At 66.7% G+C, this 18,304-nt stretch carries 13 protein-coding genes; 8 read left to right on the top strand and 5 right to left on the bottom strand.

What is annotated here, in order from left to right; genetic code table 11:
- Positions 1 to 11 precede the first annotated feature (11 nt).
- A complete protein-coding gene (gene secF / locus ABIB42_RS12595; RefSeq protein WP_429248420.1) occupies positions 12 to 1,034 on the top strand; it encodes a protein translocase subunit SecF in 1,023 nt (340 codons plus the stop codon).
- Positions 1,035 to 1,415: 381 nt separating this feature from the next.
- Here the strand turns inward: secF and ABIB42_RS12600 are convergent, their stop codons facing one another.
- The 5 genes from ABIB42_RS12600 to ABIB42_RS12620 all read right to left on the bottom strand — a co-directional run bounded on the left by ABIB42_RS12600 (position 1,416) and on the right by ABIB42_RS12620 (position 5,925).
- Positions 1,416 to 3,236 carry a glycoside hydrolase family 15 protein gene (locus ABIB42_RS12600; RefSeq protein WP_219861643.1) on the bottom strand — a complete coding sequence of 607 codons (1,821 nt, stop codon included), beginning with the start codon at positions 3,234 to 3,236 and terminating at the stop codon, positions 1,416 to 1,418.
- The gene (locus ABIB42_RS12605) at positions 3,229 to 4,026 is read right to left on the bottom strand and encodes a glucose 1-dehydrogenase (RefSeq protein ID WP_005664711.1); all 798 of its coding nucleotides are present in this window, start codon (positions 4,024 to 4,026) and stop codon (positions 3,229 to 3,231) included. The genes ABIB42_RS12600 and ABIB42_RS12605 overlap by 8 nt, the downstream gene beginning before the upstream one ends.
- 264 nt (positions 4,027 to 4,290) lie before the next feature.
- Positions 4,291 to 5,124, bottom strand: a complete 834-nt coding sequence (locus tag ABIB42_RS12610) for an HDOD domain-containing protein (RefSeq protein WP_005664712.1) — start codon at positions 5,122 to 5,124, stop codon at positions 4,291 to 4,293.
- 88 nt (positions 5,125 to 5,212) lie between these two features.
- Positions 5,213 to 5,494, bottom strand: a complete 282-nt coding sequence (locus tag ABIB42_RS12615) for a hypothetical protein (RefSeq protein WP_005664713.1) — start codon at positions 5,492 to 5,494, stop codon at positions 5,213 to 5,215.
- Positions 5,491 to 5,925, bottom strand: a complete 435-nt coding sequence (locus ABIB42_RS12620) for a MarR family winged helix-turn-helix transcriptional regulator (protein ID WP_229409737.1) — start codon at positions 5,923 to 5,925, stop codon at positions 5,491 to 5,493. The genes ABIB42_RS12615 and ABIB42_RS12620 overlap by 4 nt, the downstream gene beginning before the upstream one ends.
- A 218-nt stretch (positions 5,926 to 6,143) precedes the next feature.
- Between ABIB42_RS12620 and ABIB42_RS12625 the strand changes: the two genes are divergently transcribed.
- From ABIB42_RS12625 to ABIB42_RS12655, 7 genes are all read left to right on the top strand, one after another.
- Positions 6,144 to 7,082 carry a GlxA family transcriptional regulator gene (locus tag ABIB42_RS12625; RefSeq protein ID WP_005664717.1) on the top strand — a complete coding sequence of 313 codons (939 nt, stop codon included), beginning with the start codon at positions 6,144 to 6,146 and terminating at the stop codon, positions 7,080 to 7,082.
- A 133-nt stretch (positions 7,083 to 7,215) separates the two neighbouring features.
- Positions 7,216 to 8,457, top strand: coding sequence for an acetylornithine/succinyldiaminopimelate transaminase (locus tag ABIB42_RS12630; RefSeq protein WP_005664719.1), 1,242 nt, complete (start codon positions 7,216 to 7,218; stop codon positions 8,455 to 8,457).
- Positions 8,458 to 8,572: 115 nt separating this feature from the next.
- Positions 8,573 to 9,634, top strand: a complete 1,062-nt coding sequence (locus ABIB42_RS12635) for an arginine N-succinyltransferase (RefSeq protein WP_005664720.1) — start codon at positions 8,573 to 8,575, stop codon at positions 9,632 to 9,634.
- Complete coding sequence (astA, locus tag ABIB42_RS12640; protein WP_005664722.1) at positions 9,625 to 10,677, top strand: arginine N-succinyltransferase; 1,053 nt, start codon at positions 9,625 to 9,627, stop codon at positions 10,675 to 10,677. Before ABIB42_RS12635 ends, astA begins: the two co-directional genes overlap by 10 nt.
- Entirely contained in the window at positions 10,670 to 12,166 is a 1,497-nt protein-coding gene (astD, locus tag ABIB42_RS12645) for a succinylglutamate-semialdehyde dehydrogenase (protein WP_219861641.1), read from the top strand. Before astA ends, astD begins: the two co-directional genes overlap by 8 nt.
- A gap of 2 nt (positions 12,167 to 12,168) precedes the next feature.
- Entirely contained in the window at positions 12,169 to 13,509 is a 1,341-nt protein-coding gene (astB, locus tag ABIB42_RS12650; RefSeq protein ID WP_219861640.1) for an N-succinylarginine dihydrolase, read from the top strand.
- 100 nt (positions 13,510 to 13,609) lie between these two features.
- Positions 13,610 to 18,301, top strand: a complete 4,692-nt coding sequence (locus ABIB42_RS12655) for an NAD-glutamate dehydrogenase domain-containing protein (protein ID WP_219861638.1) — start codon at positions 13,610 to 13,612, stop codon at positions 18,299 to 18,301.
- Positions 18,302 to 18,304 lie beyond the last annotated feature (3 nt).

Genomic DNA, 18,304 nt, shown 5'->3' on the forward strand with positions numbered 1-18,304 from the left:
TCGAGACTGACATGGAATTTTTCAAGATCAAACGGGACATCCCGTTCATGCGTCACGCCCTGATCCTCAATGCGATCTCGGTGCTGACCTTCGTCGCTGCGGTGTTCTTCCTGTTCAGCAAAGGCCTGAACTTCTCGGTGGAGTTCACCGGCGGTACCGTGATGGAGCTGCGTTATCCGCATGCGGCCAACCAGGAAAAGATCCGCGACACGCTGCGCGGCATGGGCTATTCGCACCCTGAGGTGGCCAGCTTCGGCACCGCCCAGGACATCATGCTGCGCCTGCCGATCCTGGAAGGCACGGAAGCGGCCAGTACCTCGGCGCGCGTCTTCAACGCCATCTGCGCCGCCGACGGCGGTGCGCCGAAGCAGAGCCAGACCACGACCGAAAAGGGTGAAGTCGTCAACCACACCAGCTGCGCCAGCGCTTCCGGTGAAGAACTGATCAGCCTGCAGCGCGTGGAATTCGTCGGTCCGTCGGTCGGCGAAGAACTCGCGCAAAACGGCCTGAACGCACTGATCATGGTGATCGTCGGCATCATGATCTACCTGGCGATCCGCTTCGAATGGAAATTCGCCGTCGCCGCCGTGGTCGCCAACCTGCACGACGTGGTCATCATCCTGGGCTTCTTCGCCTTCTTCCAGTGGGAATTCTCGCTGACGGTGCTGGCGGCCACCCTGGCGGTGCTGGGCTATTCGGTCAACGAATCGGTCGTCATCTTCGACCGTATCCGCGAGATGTTCCGCAGGCAGCGCAAGATGTCGACCTCGGAAGTGATCGACCACGCGATCACCAGCACCATCTCGCGCACCATCATCACCCACGGCTCGACCCTCATGATGGTGCTGTCGATGCTGTTCTTCGGCGGCTATGCGCTGCATTACTTCGCGATCGCACTGGCCATCGGCATCTGCTTCGGCATCTATTCGTCGGTGTTCGTGGCGGCGGCCGTGGCCATGTGGCTGGGCGTCAAGCGCGAAGACCTGATCAAGCCGATCAAGGAAAAGGACGAGACCGACGGCGCGGTGGTCTGAGCTACCCGCTCCGCATGAAAAATGCCGCCCCGGCCCTGCTGCGGCGGCATTTTGTTTGATGCGGATCCGTTGCGCGGCGAATTTGACAGTGTTGTGTGTGGCAGCGCACGGAGTAGGCTATCGCGCACCCCTATAGTGAACCTGTCTCTTTCAGGACATCCCTAGTTTTGGACTTCACCCGCTTCCGCAACGAGGCGGGTTTTTTTTGCCCGGCGTTTCCAGCCCTGGAAACCGAAATGTAAAAAAGACATGTTAAATGTGAAATGGCGCACCGAGGGTGGGGCGCCGCTCGCATAAGATGGACTCGTCTCTTTCAGGACATCCCTAGTTTTGGACTTTACCCGCACCGGCAACGGCGCGGGTTTTTTTTGTCCGCAGTATCTATAACTGCCAGGGATGCTCGATCTTGCCGTCGAGCGCCGCATCGAGATAGGTCGCGGCGCTGATCAGGGCCAGGTGAGTAAAAGCTTGCGGGAAGTTGCCGAGCAGCTCGGCCTGATTGGTGAATTCCTCCGCATACAGGTGCACGTGGTTGCCGTAGGCGAGTAGCTTTTCCATATTGTTGCGGGCCTGGTCGATGCGGCCGGCGCGCGCCAGGCATTCGACGTACCAGAAGGAGCAGGCCGCGAACGCGCCTTCCTGGCCTTCGAGGCCGTCGTCGCGGTCGTAGCGCAGCACCAGCGCATCGTCGCCGAGCTGGTCTCCGATCGCGTCCAGGGTGGCCAGCCACTGCGGGTCGGTCGAGCCGATGAAGCGCACCAGCGGCATCATCAGGAGCGCGCCGTCCAGGTCGCGCGAACCCTTGCTGCGCACGAAGTGGCCAAGCTCTTCGTTCCAGAAGGTGTCCCAGATGTAGCGCGAGATCTCGTTGCGCGCCGCGATCCAGCGCTCGAACGGCGCCCGCAGCGAGCGCTTGCTCGCAAGGCGCACCGCGCGGTCGACCGCCACCCAGCACATGAGTTGGGAATGCAGGTGTTCGCGCGGCGCCTCGCGGCCTTCCCAGATGCCGGCGTCTGGACGTTGCCAGTTTTCGCAGACGTAATTGACGACCTCGCATACGCCGATCCAGTCGGCATGCGAAATCGCTTCGCCATATTTATTGCTCAGATAGATAGAATCGAGCAGGGCGCCGAAGATATCGAGCTGCAGCTGGGTGGCGGCGGCATTGCCGATGCGCACCGGCTTGGAGCCGGCGTACCCCGCCAGGTGGTCGAGCTCGATTTCTTCTCCTACCGGGCTGCCGTCCAGCGCATACATGATGCGCAGGTGGGCGTCGGTCGAATCGTGCTTCGGCCGCTCGGCCGACCAGCGCGTGAACGCCTTGGCCTCGGCGACGTAGCCGAGCCGCATCAGCGCGTACACGGTGAACGAGGCGTCGCGGATCCAGGTGGCGCGGTAGTCCCAGTTGCGCGAACCGCCCAGCACCTCGGGCAGGCCGAAGGTCGCGGCCGCGACCATCGAGCCGTGGCGGCACGAGGTCATCAGCTTGAGCACCAGCGCCGAGCGGTTGACCGCCTCGCGCCAGCGGCCTTTATAGGTCGAGCGCCGGGTCCAGTCCTGCCAGCGCCGCACGACCTCGGCCAGCAGGGCGTCGCGCGCGCCGGCATCGAGCGCCGAGTCGCCATCTTCGTCGAGCACGAAATCCATGACGTCGCCGTCGCGCAGCACGATGGAGGCGCCGGCGCCGCCGTCGGTCGCGGTGAATTCGACCGGCGCCGACAGGCGCAGGCGCGGCGCGCCGCTGGCCGCGAACAGCACGTGGTCCTGCCCCACCGTGACTTCGGGCCGCTGGCGCGCGTAGTCGAAGCGCGGCTGGCAATCGACCCGGATGCGGGCTTCGCCGCTGCTGACCCGCACCCGGCGCACCAGGCGCGCCGCGCCATGGCCGAGCTCCTCGGGACCGACCATGAAATCGATGAGTTCGACGTTGCACGTCTCGCCCAGCCACTGGGTCAGCAGCACATTGGTGTCGGGCACATAGGTCTGCACCACGCGCATGTCATCCATCTCGGGCGCGATGGTGAAGTGACCGCCCTGTTCGGGGTCGAGCAGGGCGGCGAAGATGCTGGGGCTGTCGAAGTCGGGCCAGCACAGGAAGTCGACCGTGCCATCGAGCGCCACCAGCGCGATCGTGGCCATATTGCCGATGGCGCCATGCTCGCCGATCGGACGTGGCGGGCGCGTTGCGTTGGGTTCAGCCATTGTCTTCGAACCCTGGATAGAGCGCCATGCCGCCATCCACATAGACCGTGGCGCCGGTCATGTAGTCGGCCAGGTCGGAGGCCATGAACAACGCCAGGCTGGCCACGTCGTCGACCTCGCCGATGCGTCCATACGGTATCAGCTCGAGCAGCTTCTTGCCCGCCTCGCCTTCGGTGGCGTCTTCGTTGATCGGGGTGCGGATGGCGCCGGGCGCGATGCCGTTGACGCGGATGCGTTCCTGCGCCACTTCCTGGGCCAGCGAGCGCATGAACATGCCGATGCCGCCCTTGGACGCGGCATAGTTGACGTGGCCGGCCCAGGGAATCGTCTCGTGGACCGAGCTCATGCACAGGATGACGCCGTTGGCGCGCATCCGGCCACGGTTGCCCTGCCGGCGAAAGCGTTTCACCGCGGCGCGGGCGCACAGGAACTGGCCGGTCAGGTTGACGTCGAGCACGGCCTTCCACTCGTCCAGCGACATGTCGGCGATGCGCGCATCCTTCTGCATGCCGGCGTTGGCGACCAGGATGTCGAGGCCGCCGAAGGCCTGGTCGGTCTGCGCGAACAGGCGCTCGACGTCGTCCTCGCTGGACACATTGCACTGCACCGCCAGCGCCTGGCCGCCGGCTTCCTTGATCTGGCGTACGACTTCGTCGGCCTTGTCCTGGCTGCTGTTGTAGTTGACCACCACCTTGGCGCCGGCCGCGGCGTAGGCGATGCAGATGGCGCGGCCGATGCCGGAGTCGCCACCGGTCACGAGCGCCACCTGGTCGTTCAGGCTGATTTGCATGGGATGTCCTCCAGAGCGTGATTGCGCCGGACGCGCTCTGCGGTCGCGTCCTGGCTGGACGACCTTAGCAGAAAGCAGGGATGGAACATGCACGCCTGGACGGGCGTCTGGTGCAAGGCAAACGGAATGCGGCGCTTGTTCGATAGTGTGCGTGAACGTACGGAGTGCGCTACGCCGCAAGCATAAGATGGACCTGTCTCTTTCAGGACATCCCTAGTTTTGGACTTGGCCCGCTCCTCACCGAGCGGGCGTTTTTTTGCTCGCTTACAGCAGCGCCGACGTCAGGCTCTTCACTTCCTCGCCCGACTCTTCCAGCACGCCCTTGAGCGTGCCTTCGCCGAACACGAAGTCGATGGTCGCGGCCGCGGCATGGGTGGTGGCGCCAGGCGGCGCGAACAGCGGAGACGGCAGCGGCGACAGGTCGTTGGCCAGCAACAGGGTGTCGCCCAGGGTTTCCGGCGGCAGCGCGCGCATGCCGTCCCACAGCGCTTCGATCGCGCTCATGACCGGCGCCGGGACGCCCAGCTTGTGCAGCACGCCGCGGCCGATGGCCGCTTCGCCATGGTCGAGCCAGGCATCGAGGTTGTCGTCCAGCAGGCCGGGCAGGGCTTCGGCGCGCGACAGCAGATAAAAGCCGCCGACCTCGTGCACGATGCCGGCGAACAGCGCCGTTTCGGGATCGACGAAGGACACGCGGCGCGCGATCACCTGGCTGAGGGCCGCCACGTGGGCCGAGTGGGCCCACAATTGGTCGGCCTTGTGGCGCAGGCCGGGATCGCGGATCTCGCTGGCCAGCTGGCGCACGATCACCGAGGCCGCCAGGGCGCCCAGGGTGCGAAAGCCCACGCGCTGGACCGCCGCGCGCACATTGGTGACGTCGTTGCCGCTGCGGTTATAGGCCACCGAGTTGGCGATCGCGACCGTGCGCGCCGCCAGCAGCGGCTCGGCCTGCACCAGGCGGGCGGCGGCGTCGATATGGCAGTCGGGTTCGCCCAGCGCCCGCTGCAGGGTCAGCGTGGCGTTGACGCTGGTGGGGAAAGCAAGTTCGCCGCGGCTGGCTTCGGCGGCGATGCTGTCGAGTGCGGAGACCTGGTCCATGAAAAAATTATACCCCTAACACAACACCTTGCTTGCAAAAATATTGCCCTACGGTATCGATTTCAATGGAGCCGTGGCATCCAGGTGCTTACTCTTCGCCGAAAATGGCGTCGCAGCCTTCCTTCTGTTCTTCGAGGTTTTCCAGTTCGTCGACCAGGCCGAGGTCGAGCAGTTCCTCGACCGCGTTCATGTAGCTGTTGAGTTTGGTTGCGCCGATGAGGCGATAGATCTCGCCGGCTTCGTTGCGCACGCCGATCAGCATCGGTTCCTCGCGCACTTCGTCCAGTGGGGCGACGTCGAGCAGGATGTTGCCGATGATGTGCTTGTCGAAATGGGCTGGCTTCTTGCCGTCGATGAGAGAGGTTTTCAAGGCGTTTCCTTCAGGTGGAATGGGGAGGGAGTGGGGCTGTCGCCATCGTCGTTGCCGCGGATGCGCGCGCGCAGCAGGCCGAGCGCGTCTTCGAGCGCGGCGAAGTCGGCATCGCTGTAGGCGGTGAACAATTCTTTTCCACGTGCAATCACTTTCGGGAACACATCGCAGAACACCTGGTCGCCGGCAGGCGTCAGGCGCACGAAGAACGATCGCTTGTCGTCGCAGCTGCGCTCGCGCAGCACCAGGCCTTTTTGCTCCAGGCGTTCGATGACGCCGGTCAGGGTGCCCTTGGTGATCAGGGTGCGTTCGCCCAGTTCCTTGTAGCTCATGCCGGTCGTATTGCCCAGCGTGGCGATGATATCGAACTGCGCATGCGTCAACCCGTTCTGGCGCACCGCGTCGCCCGAGACCCGCTCGAAGCCTTGCATGCACTCGGCCAGCAGCCGGACGCTTTTTAGATATCGTTCCCCCATGGGCCGGGATTATAGCCGTCCGCCGCGCCTTCCGTTGCCCGCTACGCAAGATTCTGCAGGAGGCATAGCTGGCTCGAAACGCGCTGGTTGATCTCCGGTATGATAGACGACCATGTTCTTTCATCACGCCCGCCGCGCATCCACCGCTCCAATGGCATCCGTCACCCGCCGCGATGCAGCCTGACCTGTCCCTGCTGGCGCAGGAGCGGCCGCTGCGCATCCTGCTGGTGAACGCCGGCGAGCCCGATGCGCTGACCTGGTCCGGGCTGTACCAGCCGCTGCGGCTGGCGGCCAAGGTGCTGGGGCCGGAGCGCCTGCACGTCGACGTGCGCGGTCCCGATAAATTCATGGGCGATGCCGGGCGCCACTGGCACCTGGTGCTGCTGGTGGCCGACGAGTCCGAGGCGGCCCTGCGCCCGGCCAACCTGCGCGCGCTGATCGAACGCTGCCGCGCCGCGCCATACTGGGGTGGCGTCGGCGCCGGCGTGCTGTGGCTGGCCGACGCCGGCGTCCTGCATGGCGCCCGCACCGCCTTGCCCTGGGCCCTGTATCCGGACGTGAACGCCCAGGCCGAGCAGGCCCTGCTCACGCCCCACCTGTACGAATTCGACGCCAACCGCCTCACCTGCTGCGGCGGCGCGGCCAGCATCGACTTCGCCCTGACCCTGGTCGAGCTGCTGTTCGGCGCCACGGCCCAGGCGCAAGTAAAGGAAACCCTGTGCATCGACCGGGTGCGCGGCCCGGACGAACGCCAGCGGGTGGCGCTGCAGGCCCGCTTCGGCGCCCTGCAGCCGAAGCTGTCCGAGGCGGTGGCGCTGATGGAAGCGAACATCGAAGAGCCGCTCTCGACCGACGAGATCGCCCAGCTGGCCGGCATTTCGCGGCGCCAGCTGGAGCGCCTGTTCAAGCAATACCTGGGCAGCCTGCCGTCGCGCTACTACCTCGAACTGCGCCTGCGCCGCGCGCGTCAGTTGCTGCTCGACACCAATCACTCGATCGTGCAGGTCGGGCTGATGTGCGGCTTTTCTTCCGGATCGCATTTCTCGACGGCATTCGGCGCGCTGTTTGGTAATACACCAAGGGAAGAACGCCAGCGGAAACTTGCTCAATAGTCAAGCAGCGTCAAAAATGAAAATGCCTGTCGCACTTCTAAAAGAAGTTGTCAGGAAGCGTTTCTATAATGGCCCGATCATGCGGTGAACTCACCCCGCACCACCCACACTGATTGGATGAGGAAAAGAAGCCATGAACGCAAAGCTTGATTCGGGTATCGCCACGCTGCCTGTCACCCGGCAGACCTTCGACGAGGTCCTGGTCCCCACCTACGCTCCGGCCGCGATGGTGCCGGTACGCGCGTCGGGCCTGGACCTGTGGGACCAGGAAGGCAAGCATTACCTCGACTTCACCTCGGGCATCGCCGTCACCGCCCTGGGCCACGCCAATCCGGAAGTGAACGAAGCGCTGACCAGGCAGCTCAACACCCTGTGGCATATCGGCAATGGCTACACCAACGAGCCGGTGCTGCGCCTGGCCTCGGCCCTGATCGATGCCACCTTCGCCGAACGCGCCTTCTTCTGCAACTCGGGCGCCGAAGCCAATGAAGCGGCCCTGAAACTGGCGCGCAAGTACGCGCACGGCAAGTTCGGCCCGCACAAGTCGCGCATCGTGTCCTGCCTGTCGTCGTTCCACGGCCGCACCCTGTTTACCGTCTCGGTCGGCGGCCAGCCGAAGTACACCGAAGGCTTCGAGCCGCTGCCGCAAGACCTCTCCCACATCCCGTACAACGACATCGAGGCGGCGCGCGCCGCCATCACCGACGACGTCGCGGCCGTGATCGTCGAGCCGATCCAGGGCGAAGGCGGCGTCATCCCGGGCAACCCGGACTACCTGAAGGCGCTGCGCGAGTTCTGCGACAAGACCGGCGCGCTGCTGGTGTTCGACGAAGTGCAGTCGGGCATGGGCCGCACCGGCTCGCTGTTCGCCTATGAACAGATGGGCGTGGTGCCGGACGTGCTGACCTCGGCCAAGGCGCTGGGCAACGGCTATCCGATCGGCGCCATGCTGACCACCACCGAGATCGGCCAGTACCTGGCGGTCGGCACCCACGGCACCACCTACGGCGGCAACCCGCTGGCGTCGAGCGTCGGCCTCAAGGTCCTGGAGCTGATCAACCAGCCGGCCTTCCTGGGCCGCGTCAAGGAAGCCAGCGCCAAGGTCATGGCCAATCTGCAGCAGCTGGCGGCGGATTATCCGAACGTGTTCGGCCAGCCGCGCGGCATGGGCCTGCTCATCGGCCTGCCGATGGCCGAAGGCTTCAAGGGCCGCTCGAAGGACTACACCAAGCTGTGCGAGAAGCTGGGCCTGATGCTGCTGATCGCAGGTCCCGACGTCGTGCGCCTGGCGCCGGCGCTGGTGGTGACGGACGAACAGATCGTCGAAGCCGACCGCCTGATGCGCGCGGCGGTGGCGGAATTCGCCGGCGCCTGATCGCCACACCCCGGTCGCGGCCGGCCCGCCCGGAAGGGCGGGGCCGGCTGCGGGCATTGTCCTTACTTACTGTCTTCACTGATTGCCTCCACTTACGTATCACCAGGGAGTACACATGTATGTTGTCCGTCCGGTAGATCGCGCCGATATCGGCGCGCTGGAAGCGATGGCGGCCATCTCGATGCCGGGCGTGCACACGCTCCCGCGCACGCGTGAAGGCATAGTCGCGGCGGTCGAGCGCTCGATCGCCTCGTTCGCGGCCCAGGTCGATATCCCGAGCGAAGAGTCGTACCTGTTCGTGCTGGAAGACCTGCGTTCGCGCGAAGTGGTCGGCACCGCCATCATCCACGCCTCGGCCGGCTCGAACGGCACCTATTTCGCGTTCCGCAACGACGTGATCCAGCAGGTCTCGCGCGACCTGAACATCAGCCACAGCGTGCACGCGCTGACCCTGTGCTCCGAGCTGACCGCCTATTCGCAGCTGTCCGGCTTCTTCCTGCGCCACCGCGACAGCGCCGGCGTCGAGGCCGCGCTGCTGTCGCGCGCGCGCCTGCTGTATGCGATGCTGGCGCCGCACCGCTTCGGCGACCGCTTCTTCGTGCCGCTGGCCGGGCGCCTGGATGCCGACGGCCAGTCGCCGTTCTGGAATGCGCTGGGCCGCAAGTTCTTCAAGATGGATTTCCTCGAGGCCGAGCGCCTGATCGAGGGCGCCCGCAACCGCACCCTGATCGTCGAGCTGATGCCGCACTATCCGGTCTACGTGCCGCTGCTGCCGGGCGACGCCCAGGCCGCGCTGGGCCAGATCCATCCCGGCGGCCAGATGGCCTTCGACCTGCTGGCGCAAGAAGGCTTCGAAGCCGACGAATACATCGACATCTTCGACGGCGGCCCGATCCTGCAGGCGCACAAGAACGCGCTGCGCTCGTTCTGCGCCTCGTACAAGCTGCGCGTGGGCGCGGGGCCTGCTCAGGGGCATGAACCTGCTCCCGATGTGGCGCCTGTCGACTACGCCGTCGCCACCGTCGACAACGGTTTCCGCGCCGTGACCGTGCGCACGGCGCCGATCGAACATGCGCACACCATCGCGCTGCCGCGTGACGTCCAGCAGGCGCTGGGCGTGGCGCCGGGCGACGAAGTGGTGTGCGTGCGCATCCAGGGAGAACCCGCATGCTCGTGATCCGTTCCGCCAAGACCTCCGACCTGGACGCCCTGATCGAGATGGCGCGCCAGGCCGGCAGCGGCATGACGACGCTGAAGCCCGATCCCGAGATGCTGGGCCAGCGCCTGGCCACCTCCGAGGCCTCGTTCGCCCAAACCATCCCGCCCGAGCAGCGCGACTACATGTTCGTGCTCGAGCACACCCAGGACCGCAGCATCGCCGGCGTGTGCGCGATCAAGGGCGCGGTCGGCCTGACCGAGCCGTTTTACAACTACCGCATCGGCACCCTGGTGCACTGCAGCCGCGAGCTGAACGTGTTCACCCGGATGGAGACGCTGTACCTGTCGAACGACCTCACCGGCTCGACCGAACTGTGCTCGCTGTTCCTGCTGCCGCAGTACCGCGCCGGCTTCAACGGCAAGTGGCTGTCCAAGAGCCGCTTCCTGTTCATCGCCCAGTTCCAGCACCTGTTCACCGAAAAGATCATCGCCGAGATGCGCGGCTACCAGGACGAGGCGGGCGACTCGCCGTTCTACGAAGGCCTGGGCCGCCACTTCTTCAAGATGGACTTCAACCACGTCGATGGCCTGACCGCGATCGGCAAGAAGTCCTTCATCGCCGAGCTGATGCCGCGCCAGCCGCTGTACGTCGACTACCTGCCGCAATCGGCGATCGACGTGATCGGCAAGGTGCACACCTCGACCCAGCCGGCGCGCCGCCTGCTGGAGCAGGAAGGCATGCATTACGAGGGCTACGTCGACATCTTCGACGCCGGTCCGGTGCTGCAGGGCCGCGTGTCCGAACTGCGCGCGGTGCGCGACAGCGTGCTGGCGGTGGCGGCCGAAGGGCTGCCGGTCGAAGACCATGACGCTGCCCCGGACACCGAGCACATGCTGGTGTCGAACACCCGCCTCGGCGATTTCCGGATGATCCTGACCCGCGCCGTGCCGGGCGCCACCAGCGTGGTCCTCAAGCCCGAGGAACTGGCCCAGTTGGGCTGCAGCGCGGGCGACAACGTGCGCACCCTGACACTCAATACCAGGAAGACTTCCCATGGCTAATCTCTCGAACTACATCAACGGCGAGTGGCTCGCCGGCAGCGGTCGCGAACTGGCCACCGTCGATCCGTCGACCGGCCGCCAGACCTGGACCAGCAGCGAATCGACCCAGGAAGACGTGGCGCGCGCGGCCCAGGCGGCGCGCGACAGCTTCGAAGCCTGGGCCTTGCGCCCGCTCGAAGAACGCATCGCCGTCGCCATCCGTTTTCGCGACCTGCTGAAGGAAAACGCCGAGGAGCTGGCGGCGACCATCGCCGAGGAAGTCGGCAAACCGCTGTGGGAAGCGCGCACCGAGGTTGCGACCATGGCCAACAAGATCGACATTTCTGTCCTTTCTTACAGCGCGCGCACCGGCGAAAGCCTGGCCAAGGTCGCGGACGGCAATGCCGTGCTGCGCCACCGTCCGCACGGCGTGTTCGCCGTGTATGGCCCGTACAACTTCCCCGGCCACCTGCCGAACGGCCACATCGTGCCGGCCCTGATCGCCGGGAATACCGTCGTGTTCAAGCCGAGCGAGTATGCGCCGCGCACGGCGGTGAAGACCGTCGCACTGTGGGAGAAGGCCGGCCTGCCGAAGGGCGTGCTGAACCTGGTCAACGGCGGCCGCGAGACCGGCATCGCGCTGGGCCAGGAACCGCTGGTCGATGGCGTGCTGTTCACCGGCAGCAGCCAGACCGGCTCCGCCTTGCATAAACAGTTCGGTGGCCAGCCGGGCAAGATGCTGGCGCTGGAAATGGGCGGCAACAATCCGCTGGTGGTGTGGGATCTCAGTGACAACCCCTTGGATATCGACGCCGCCGTCCACCACACCGTGATGTCGGCCTTCATCTCGGCCGGCCAGCGCTGCACCTGCGCGCGCCGCCTGGTCATCCAGGACAACGAAGCGGGCCAGGCCTTCCTGAAGCGCCTGGTCGACGTCGCGGCGAACCTGCAGGTCGGTCCATCGAATGCCGAGCCGCAGCCATTCATGGGACCGGTGGTCTCGAGCGCCGTCGCGGCGCGCCTGGTGCAGGCGCAGGCCGACATGGCGACGAAAGGTGGAAAAATCCTGCTGCAGATGCGCCAGCTGGACAAGGACGCCGGCTTCGTCACCGCCGGCATCGTCGACACCACCGATGCACAAGGCATCCCCGACGAAGAATGGTTCGGCCCGCTGCTGCAGGTGATCCGCGTGGACGACTTCGACGCAGCCCTGCGCGTGGCCAACGCCACCGAATTCGGCCTGGCTGCCGCGTTGCTGTCGCCGTCGGAAGAACTGTGGAAGCGGTTTGCCGTGCGCGCCAGGGCCGGCATCGTCAACTGGAACCGTCCGACCACGGGCGCGGCCAGCTCGGCGCCGTTCGGCGGCGTCGGCAAGTCGGGCAACCACCGTCCGAGCGCGTATTACGCGGCCGACTACTGCGCCTACCCGGTGGCCTCGATCGAGACTGCGGAACTGGAAATGCCGGCCAAGCTGTCGCCCGGCCTGGCCTTCCCGGCGCAAGGAGCCTGAGCATGCGTGACGCCCGTGAATTCAACTTCGACGGCCTGGTCGGCCCGTCGCACAACTACGCCGGCCTCTCGTTCGGCAACGTCGCTTCGTTCAACAACGTGCGCTCGGCCTCGAACCCGCGCCAGGCCGCGCTGCAGGGCCTGGCCAAGATGCGCGAACTGGCAGCGCGCGGCTTCGCCCAGGCGGTGATGCCGCCGCAGGGCCGTCCGAACTTTCGCCTGCTGCGCAGCCTGGGCTTCTCCGGTACCGATGCCGACGTCCTGGCGCGCGCCTACCGCGAAGCGCCCGTGATCCTGGCCTGCGCCTGGTCGGCCGCGCCGATGTGGACCGCGAACGCCGGCACCGTCAGCCCCTCGGCCGACTCGCTCGACGGCCGCGTGCACTTTACCGCAGCGAACCTGAACAACAAGCTGCACCGCTCCGAAGAGCACCTGCAGGCCACGCGCACGCTGCGCGCGATCTTCGCCGACAGCAACCATTTCGTGGTGCACGACACCCTGCCGTCGGTACCGGCGTTCGCCGACGAAGGCGCCGCCAACCACACGCGCTTCGCCGCCAGCCATGGCGCGCCCGGCGTCGAATTCTTCGTCTATGGCCGCGTGGAGTTCGACCCATCCGCCCCGGCCCCGAGGAAATACCCGGCGCGCCAGACGCTCGAGGCGTCGCAGGCGATCGCGCGCCTGCACGGCCTGGACCCGGCGCGCACCGTGTTCGCCGCCCAGAATCCGGACGTGATCGACCAGGGCGTGTTCCACAACGACGTGATCTCGGTCGGCAACGGCAACGTGCTGTTCTACCATGAGCAGGCGTTTGCCGACGAAGAGGGCACCCTGGACGCGCTGCGCCGGGCCCTGGCCGGCGTCGATACCGAGCTGCAGGCGGTGCGCGTGGCGAGCGGCCAGGTGCCGGTGGCCGACGCCGTGGCCAGCTACCTGTTCAACAGCCAGCTGCTGTCCAAGCCGGACGGCCGCATGGCGCTGGTGGTGCCGCACGAGTGCCGCGAGAACCCGGCCGTGTCCAACTACCTGGCCGGCCTGGTGTCCAGCGGCGGCCCGATCGACGAGCTGGTCGAATTCGACCTGCGCCAGAGCATGCGCAACGGCGGCGGACCGGCCTGCCTGCGCCTGCGCGTGGTGCTGACCGACGAAGAAGCCGCCGCCATGCACCAGGGCGTGATCATGACCGAGGCGCTGTATGCGCGGCTGGTGGGCTGGGTCGAGCAACATTACCGCGACCGCATCGAGCCGAAGGACCTGGCCGATCCGCAGCTGGCCATCGAATGCGCGACGGCGCTGGAAGAACTCACCCGCATCCTCGGATTGCCGGGGCTGTACGATTGGTAACGATGTAGTATTCGGGCGGGAGATCCCTGCCCTAGATAAGCAGGGCAGCGCTGGGCCACGAGCTTGCGGCGCACCAGGCACACAACTTTGGAGAAGCAAGATGAAAGACATGCCCAACGATCTGCGCAACCAGACGCTCGCGCTGGTCAACGCCAACCAGTCCGCCGACAGCGCCCAGGTCAATGCCCTGACCGCCGCCTGGATCGGATCGCTCGACGACGAAGACCTGGCCGGCACCGCGCCGCAAAGCCTGGCGCCGGTGCTGGTGGAAGGGTTCTCGCAACTGGCCCAGCGCAGCGGCCCCGGCGCCCAGATCGCCACCATGCGCTACTCGGACGGCCGCGGCGGCATCGCCACCGCACTCTTGATTCTGAACGACGACCGTCCCTACCTGGTCGACTCCTTCGTCATGGCGCTGCGCCGCGAACGCCTGACCGCCGCCGGCGTGATGAACGCCGTGCTGCCGGTGCGCCGCGACGGGCAGGGCGTGGTGGTGGCGGTCGGCGAAGCCGGCAGCCCGCTGGAATCGATCGTCCTGTGCCTGCTGAACGATGAACTGCAGTTCGAAGAACTGGACAAGCTGACCGCGCGCCTGCGCATGGTCGCCAACGACGCCGCCACCGTGCAGCGCGACGCCGTCGCCATGGGCGACCGCATGACCGCCGTGGCCGCCGCCGCCGCTGCCACCGGCACCCCGGAAGGCCAGGAAGTCGCGGCCTTCCTCGAGTGGGCCAAGAACGAAGGCTACGAGCCGTTCGGCTACGCCTACTACGTCGTCAAGCCGGGCGCGCGCGAACTCGAACGCGACATCCCGAGCCGCATCGGCGTGCTGCAGGATACCGCGCACCCGGTCTACGGCACCTGCCTGGCCAGCATTCCGGGCGACTTCGAAACCCTGTCGCTGCGCGCCGAGAACCTGTCGATCGTCAAGGCCGACGTGGCCGGCACCCTGCACCGCGACGCGCCGCTGGACTTCATCGGCGTGCGCGACCTGGATGCGCAAGGCAAGATCCTGGGCGAGCACTGCTTCATCGGCCTGTTCACCCGCGCCGCCACCTCGACCCCGCTGGCGCGCCTGCCGTTCGCGCGCGGCCGCGTGGCGCGCGTGCTGTCGATCGCCGGCGTGCGCCAGGAAGGCTTCCGCGCCGAGAAATTCATCGAGATCCTCGAATCGCTGCCGCGCACCGAAGCGCTGGAAGCCGAGCCGGAATGGCTGGCCGAAGTCTGCAGCGCCGTGGTCTCGCTGTACAAGCAGCCGCGCGCGAAGGTGTTCGCGCGCCGCGACGTCTACCAGCGCCACCTGAACGTGCTGGTCTACTTGCCGCGCGAGCGCTTTTCCGCCGCGGTGGCCGCCAGCCTGGCCGGCGCCCTGAAGGAAAGCTCGGGCGCGCGCGACGTCGACGTCCAGACCCTGGTGGCCGACGGCCCGCTGGCGCGCGTCTACCTGATCGCGCACGCCGCGCGCTATCCGCTCGACCTGGAAACCGACATCCAGCGTCCGCTGCTGGGCGTGCTCGATGGCTGGCACGACCGCTTCGCCGAGTTGATCAACTCGGTCGACGAAAGCCGCCAGCGCAGCCTGATGCGCAAGATCGTGCCGACCCTGCCGGTCAACTTCGTCACCGCGACCGCGCCCGAAACCGCGTTCCGCGACGTGCATGCGCTGCTCACCAAATGCCGTCCGGACCGCGTGACCGCGCGCATCGAGAACGATGACGCCGCCGGCGCCTCGATCCGCCTGTATTCGAGCGAGACCGTGCCGTCGCTGTCGCGCATCCTGCCGGCGCTGCAGAACGCCGGCATCGCGGTCGACCGCGAGCAGACCTACCGCCACACCGGCCTGGACGGCGTGCGCCGCTACGTGACCGCGCTGACGGTCGACGCCGAGAGCGCCGCCAAGCTGGCCAAGCCGGGCATCGCCCACGTGGCCGAAGAGCTGTTCAGTGCCCTGTTCAACGACGAAGCCGAAGACGGCCGCATGAACGGCCTGACCATCGAAGGCGGCCTGTCGCTGCGCGAAGTGCAGCTGGTGCGCGCCTACATCAGCTACTGGCGCCAGCTGGGCTCGAAATTCTCGGTGCGCTACATGGCCGAGACCCTGCGCACCCAGCCGGCCCTGGTGAAGGAATTCGTCGCCGGCTTCATCATGCGCTTCGATCCAGCCCTGAGCGATGAACAGCGCAACGAAGGCAGCAGCAAGCTGACCACCCTCAAGACCGGCCTGCCGAGCGTGAACCACGCCGACACCGAAGAGATCATGGGCGCGCTGGTCGACCTGGCGCTGGCCACCGTGCGCACCAACTACTTCCAGAACAGCGGCGAGAAGATCATCTTCAAGGTCGACACCAGCAACCTGGCGCTGGCGCCGGAGCCGCGTCCCTACCGCGAAATCTACGTGTTCTCGCGCCGCTTCGAAGGCGTGCACCTGCGCGGCGGCCCGGTCGCCCGCGGCGGCCTGCGCTGGTCGGACCGCATGGAAGACTACCGCACCGAGGTGCTGGGCCTGGTGAAGGCGCAGATGGTCAAGAACGCCGTCATCGTGCCGGCCGGCTCGAAGGGTGGCTTCGTGTGCAAGCAGATGCCGGCCGGCGCCCCGCGCGACGTGGTGGCGGCCGAGGGCGAGGCAGTCTATCGCCTGTTCATCGCCAGCCTGCTGGAAGTGACCGACAACCGCGTGCAGGGCGAGATCGTTCCGCCTGCTGCGACCGCGCGCCATGACGGCGACGATCCCTACCTGGTGGTGGCTGCCGACAAGGGCACCGCGACCTTCTCCGACATCGCCAACAGCATCGCGGTGGAACGTGGCTTCTGGCTGGGCGACGCCTTCGCCTCGGGCGGCTCGAACGGCTACGACCACAAGAAGATGGGCATCACCGCCAAGGGCGCGTTCGAAGCGGTCAAGCGCCACTTCTACGAACTGGGCCACGACCTGGCCAACAACCCGATCACCGTGACCGGCGTCGGCGACATGTCGGGCGACGTGTTCGGCAACGGCGTGCTGCTGTCGCGCCAGCTGAAGCTGGTGGCGGCCTTCGACCACCGCCACATCTTCCTCGATCCGACCCCGGACGTGGCGGTGTCGTTCAAGGAGCGCGAGCGCATGTTTGCGCTGCCGCGCTCGTCGTGGGAAGACTACGACAAGAACCTGATCTCGGCTGGCGGCGGCGTGTACCCGCGCAATGCCCGCTCGATCGAGCTGTCGCCGCAGATCCGCGAAGTGCTGGGCATCGAGGAGACCTCGCTGCCGCCTCAGGAACTGATGCACCGCATCGTCAAGGCGCCGGTCGACCTGTTCTACAACGGCGGCATCGGCACTTACATCAAGGCCTCGACCGAAACCCACGCGCAAGTCAAGGATCGCGCCAACGATCAGATCCGCGTCAACGGCAATGAACTGCGCTGCAAGGTGGTGGCCGAGGGCGGCAACCTGGGCGCGACCCAGGCCGGCCGCATCGAGTTCGCGCTCGCCGGTGGCCGCATCTTCACCGATGCGATCGACAACTCGGCCGGCGTGGATTGCTCGGACCACGAAGTCAACGTCAAGATCTGGCTCGACACCGAAGTCAACGCCGGCAAGCTGCCGGAAAGTGACCGTAACCGCATCCTGAACGAGATGACGGGCGAGATCGAGCGCCTGGTCTTGCGCGACAATACGCTGCAGACCCATTTGCTGACGCGCGAAGTGCAGGCGCAGGCCAATAGCGCGGTGGTCGACGGCTACATGGCCCTGATCGGCAACCTGGAAGCCGAAGGCGCGGTCTCGCGCGAGCTGGAGCAGTTGCCGCTTGATGCCGAACTGCAGCGCCGCAAGTCGCTGGGCCTGGGCCTGACGGCGCCGGAGCTGGCGGTCGTGATCGCCAACGTCAAGAACCGCTTCAAGCGCACGCTGGCGGCGCTGCCGCTGACCGACGAGGTGTGGGCCGACTCGCTGCTGCGTCCTTACTTCCCGGCCCAGCTGGTGGCGACCCGCGATCCGCTGGACCATCCGCTGGCCAACACCATCCTGGCCACCGTGCTGGCCAACGAGGCGGTCAACCGCTGCGGCCCGTTGATGCTGCGCGACCTGGCGCTGGAACACCGCATCGACGAGACCGAAGTGGTCAAGGCCTGGGCCCGCGCCTGGGCGGCGCTGCACCTGGCGCCGGTATTCGAGGCGCTCGACGCAGACGCCCTGGTGGTGCCGCGCGACGTCTCGGTCGCGGTCGACAACCGCAGCCGCGCCATGCTGCGCGCCGTGGTCGAAGGCGTGCTGTCGCTGCCGGCCAACTCGGAAGGCCTGAAGGAGCTGTCGACCCTGTTCGCCGAGGCCGATCAGAGCCAGGCGCCGCAGATCCGTTCCGAAGCCGACGGCCATACCGGCCTGCCGGTGCCGTTCGCGGCGGTCTGGAAGGCGGTCGAGATCATCGAATCGCAGGCCTCGTTCCTGTTCGCCGCCGTGTCGGTGCAGCGCCCTGGCGGCATGACCCTGCTGCAGTTCCTGCAGATCGGCACCGTGCTGCGCCAGAAGGTCGGCATCGATACGCTGGAACTGGGCCTGAAGCTGCCGGCGCAGAGCAAGTCGCAGGAACAGCTGCGCAACTATGCGCTGCAGTCGCTGCGCCGCGCCCAGCAGCGCCTGCTGCTGCAGGTGATCGAGCGTGCGGGCCAGGATGGCAATATGGAAGCGGCGGTCGAGGAAGTGATGGCCGCGCGCGGCCTGACCGGCTTCGCCCAGCCGGCCGACCTGGAGCAGGCGATGCTGGACGTGTGGGCCTTGTCCGAAGGCCTGAGTCCGGAACGTCTGGCGGCCTGAATC

It is taken from the genome of Massilia sp. UYP32 (assembly GCF_050434365.1).
In the GTDB taxonomy this organism is placed as follows: Bacteria; Pseudomonadota; Gammaproteobacteria; order Burkholderiales; family Burkholderiaceae_D; genus Telluria; species Telluria timonae.

What these genes read in the sequence shown, in the direction of transcription:
- secF (WP_429248420.1), top strand. Translation starts at nt 12, where the DNA reads ATGGAATTTTTCAAGATCAAACGGGACATCCCGTTCATGCGTCACGCC.
- ABIB42_RS12655 (WP_219861638.1), top strand. Translation starts at nt 13,610, where the DNA reads ATGAAAGACATGCCCAACGATCTGCGCAACCAGACGCTCGCGCTGGTC.
- ABIB42_RS12605 (WP_005664711.1), bottom strand. Translation starts at nt 4,026, where the DNA reads ATGCAAATCAGCCTGAACGACCAGGTGGCGCTCGTGACCGGTGGCGAC.
- ABIB42_RS12600 (WP_219861643.1), bottom strand. Translation starts at nt 3,236, where the DNA reads ATGGCTGAACCCAACGCAACGCGCCCGCCACGTCCGATCGGCGAGCAT.
- ABIB42_RS12625 (WP_005664717.1), top strand. Translation starts at nt 6,144, where the DNA reads ATGCAGCCTGACCTGTCCCTGCTGGCGCAGGAGCGGCCGCTGCGCATC.
- astB (WP_219861640.1), top strand. Translation starts at nt 12,169, where the DNA reads ATGCGTGACGCCCGTGAATTCAACTTCGACGGCCTGGTCGGCCCGTCG.
- ABIB42_RS12610 (WP_005664712.1), bottom strand. Translation starts at nt 5,124, where the DNA reads ATGGACCAGGTCTCCGCACTCGACAGCATCGCCGCCGAAGCCAGCCGC.
- astD (WP_219861641.1), top strand. Translation starts at nt 10,670, where the DNA reads ATGGCTAATCTCTCGAACTACATCAACGGCGAGTGGCTCGCCGGCAGC.
- ABIB42_RS12620 (WP_229409737.1), bottom strand. Translation starts at nt 5,925, where the DNA reads ATGCAAGGCTTCGAGCGGGTCTCGGGCGACGCGGTGCGCCAGAACGGG.
- ABIB42_RS12635 (WP_005664720.1), top strand. Translation starts at nt 8,573, where the DNA reads ATGTATGTTGTCCGTCCGGTAGATCGCGCCGATATCGGCGCGCTGGAA.
- astA (WP_005664722.1), top strand. Translation starts at nt 9,625, where the DNA reads ATGCTCGTGATCCGTTCCGCCAAGACCTCCGACCTGGACGCCCTGATC.
- ABIB42_RS12630 (WP_005664719.1), top strand. Translation starts at nt 7,216, where the DNA reads ATGAACGCAAAGCTTGATTCGGGTATCGCCACGCTGCCTGTCACCCGG.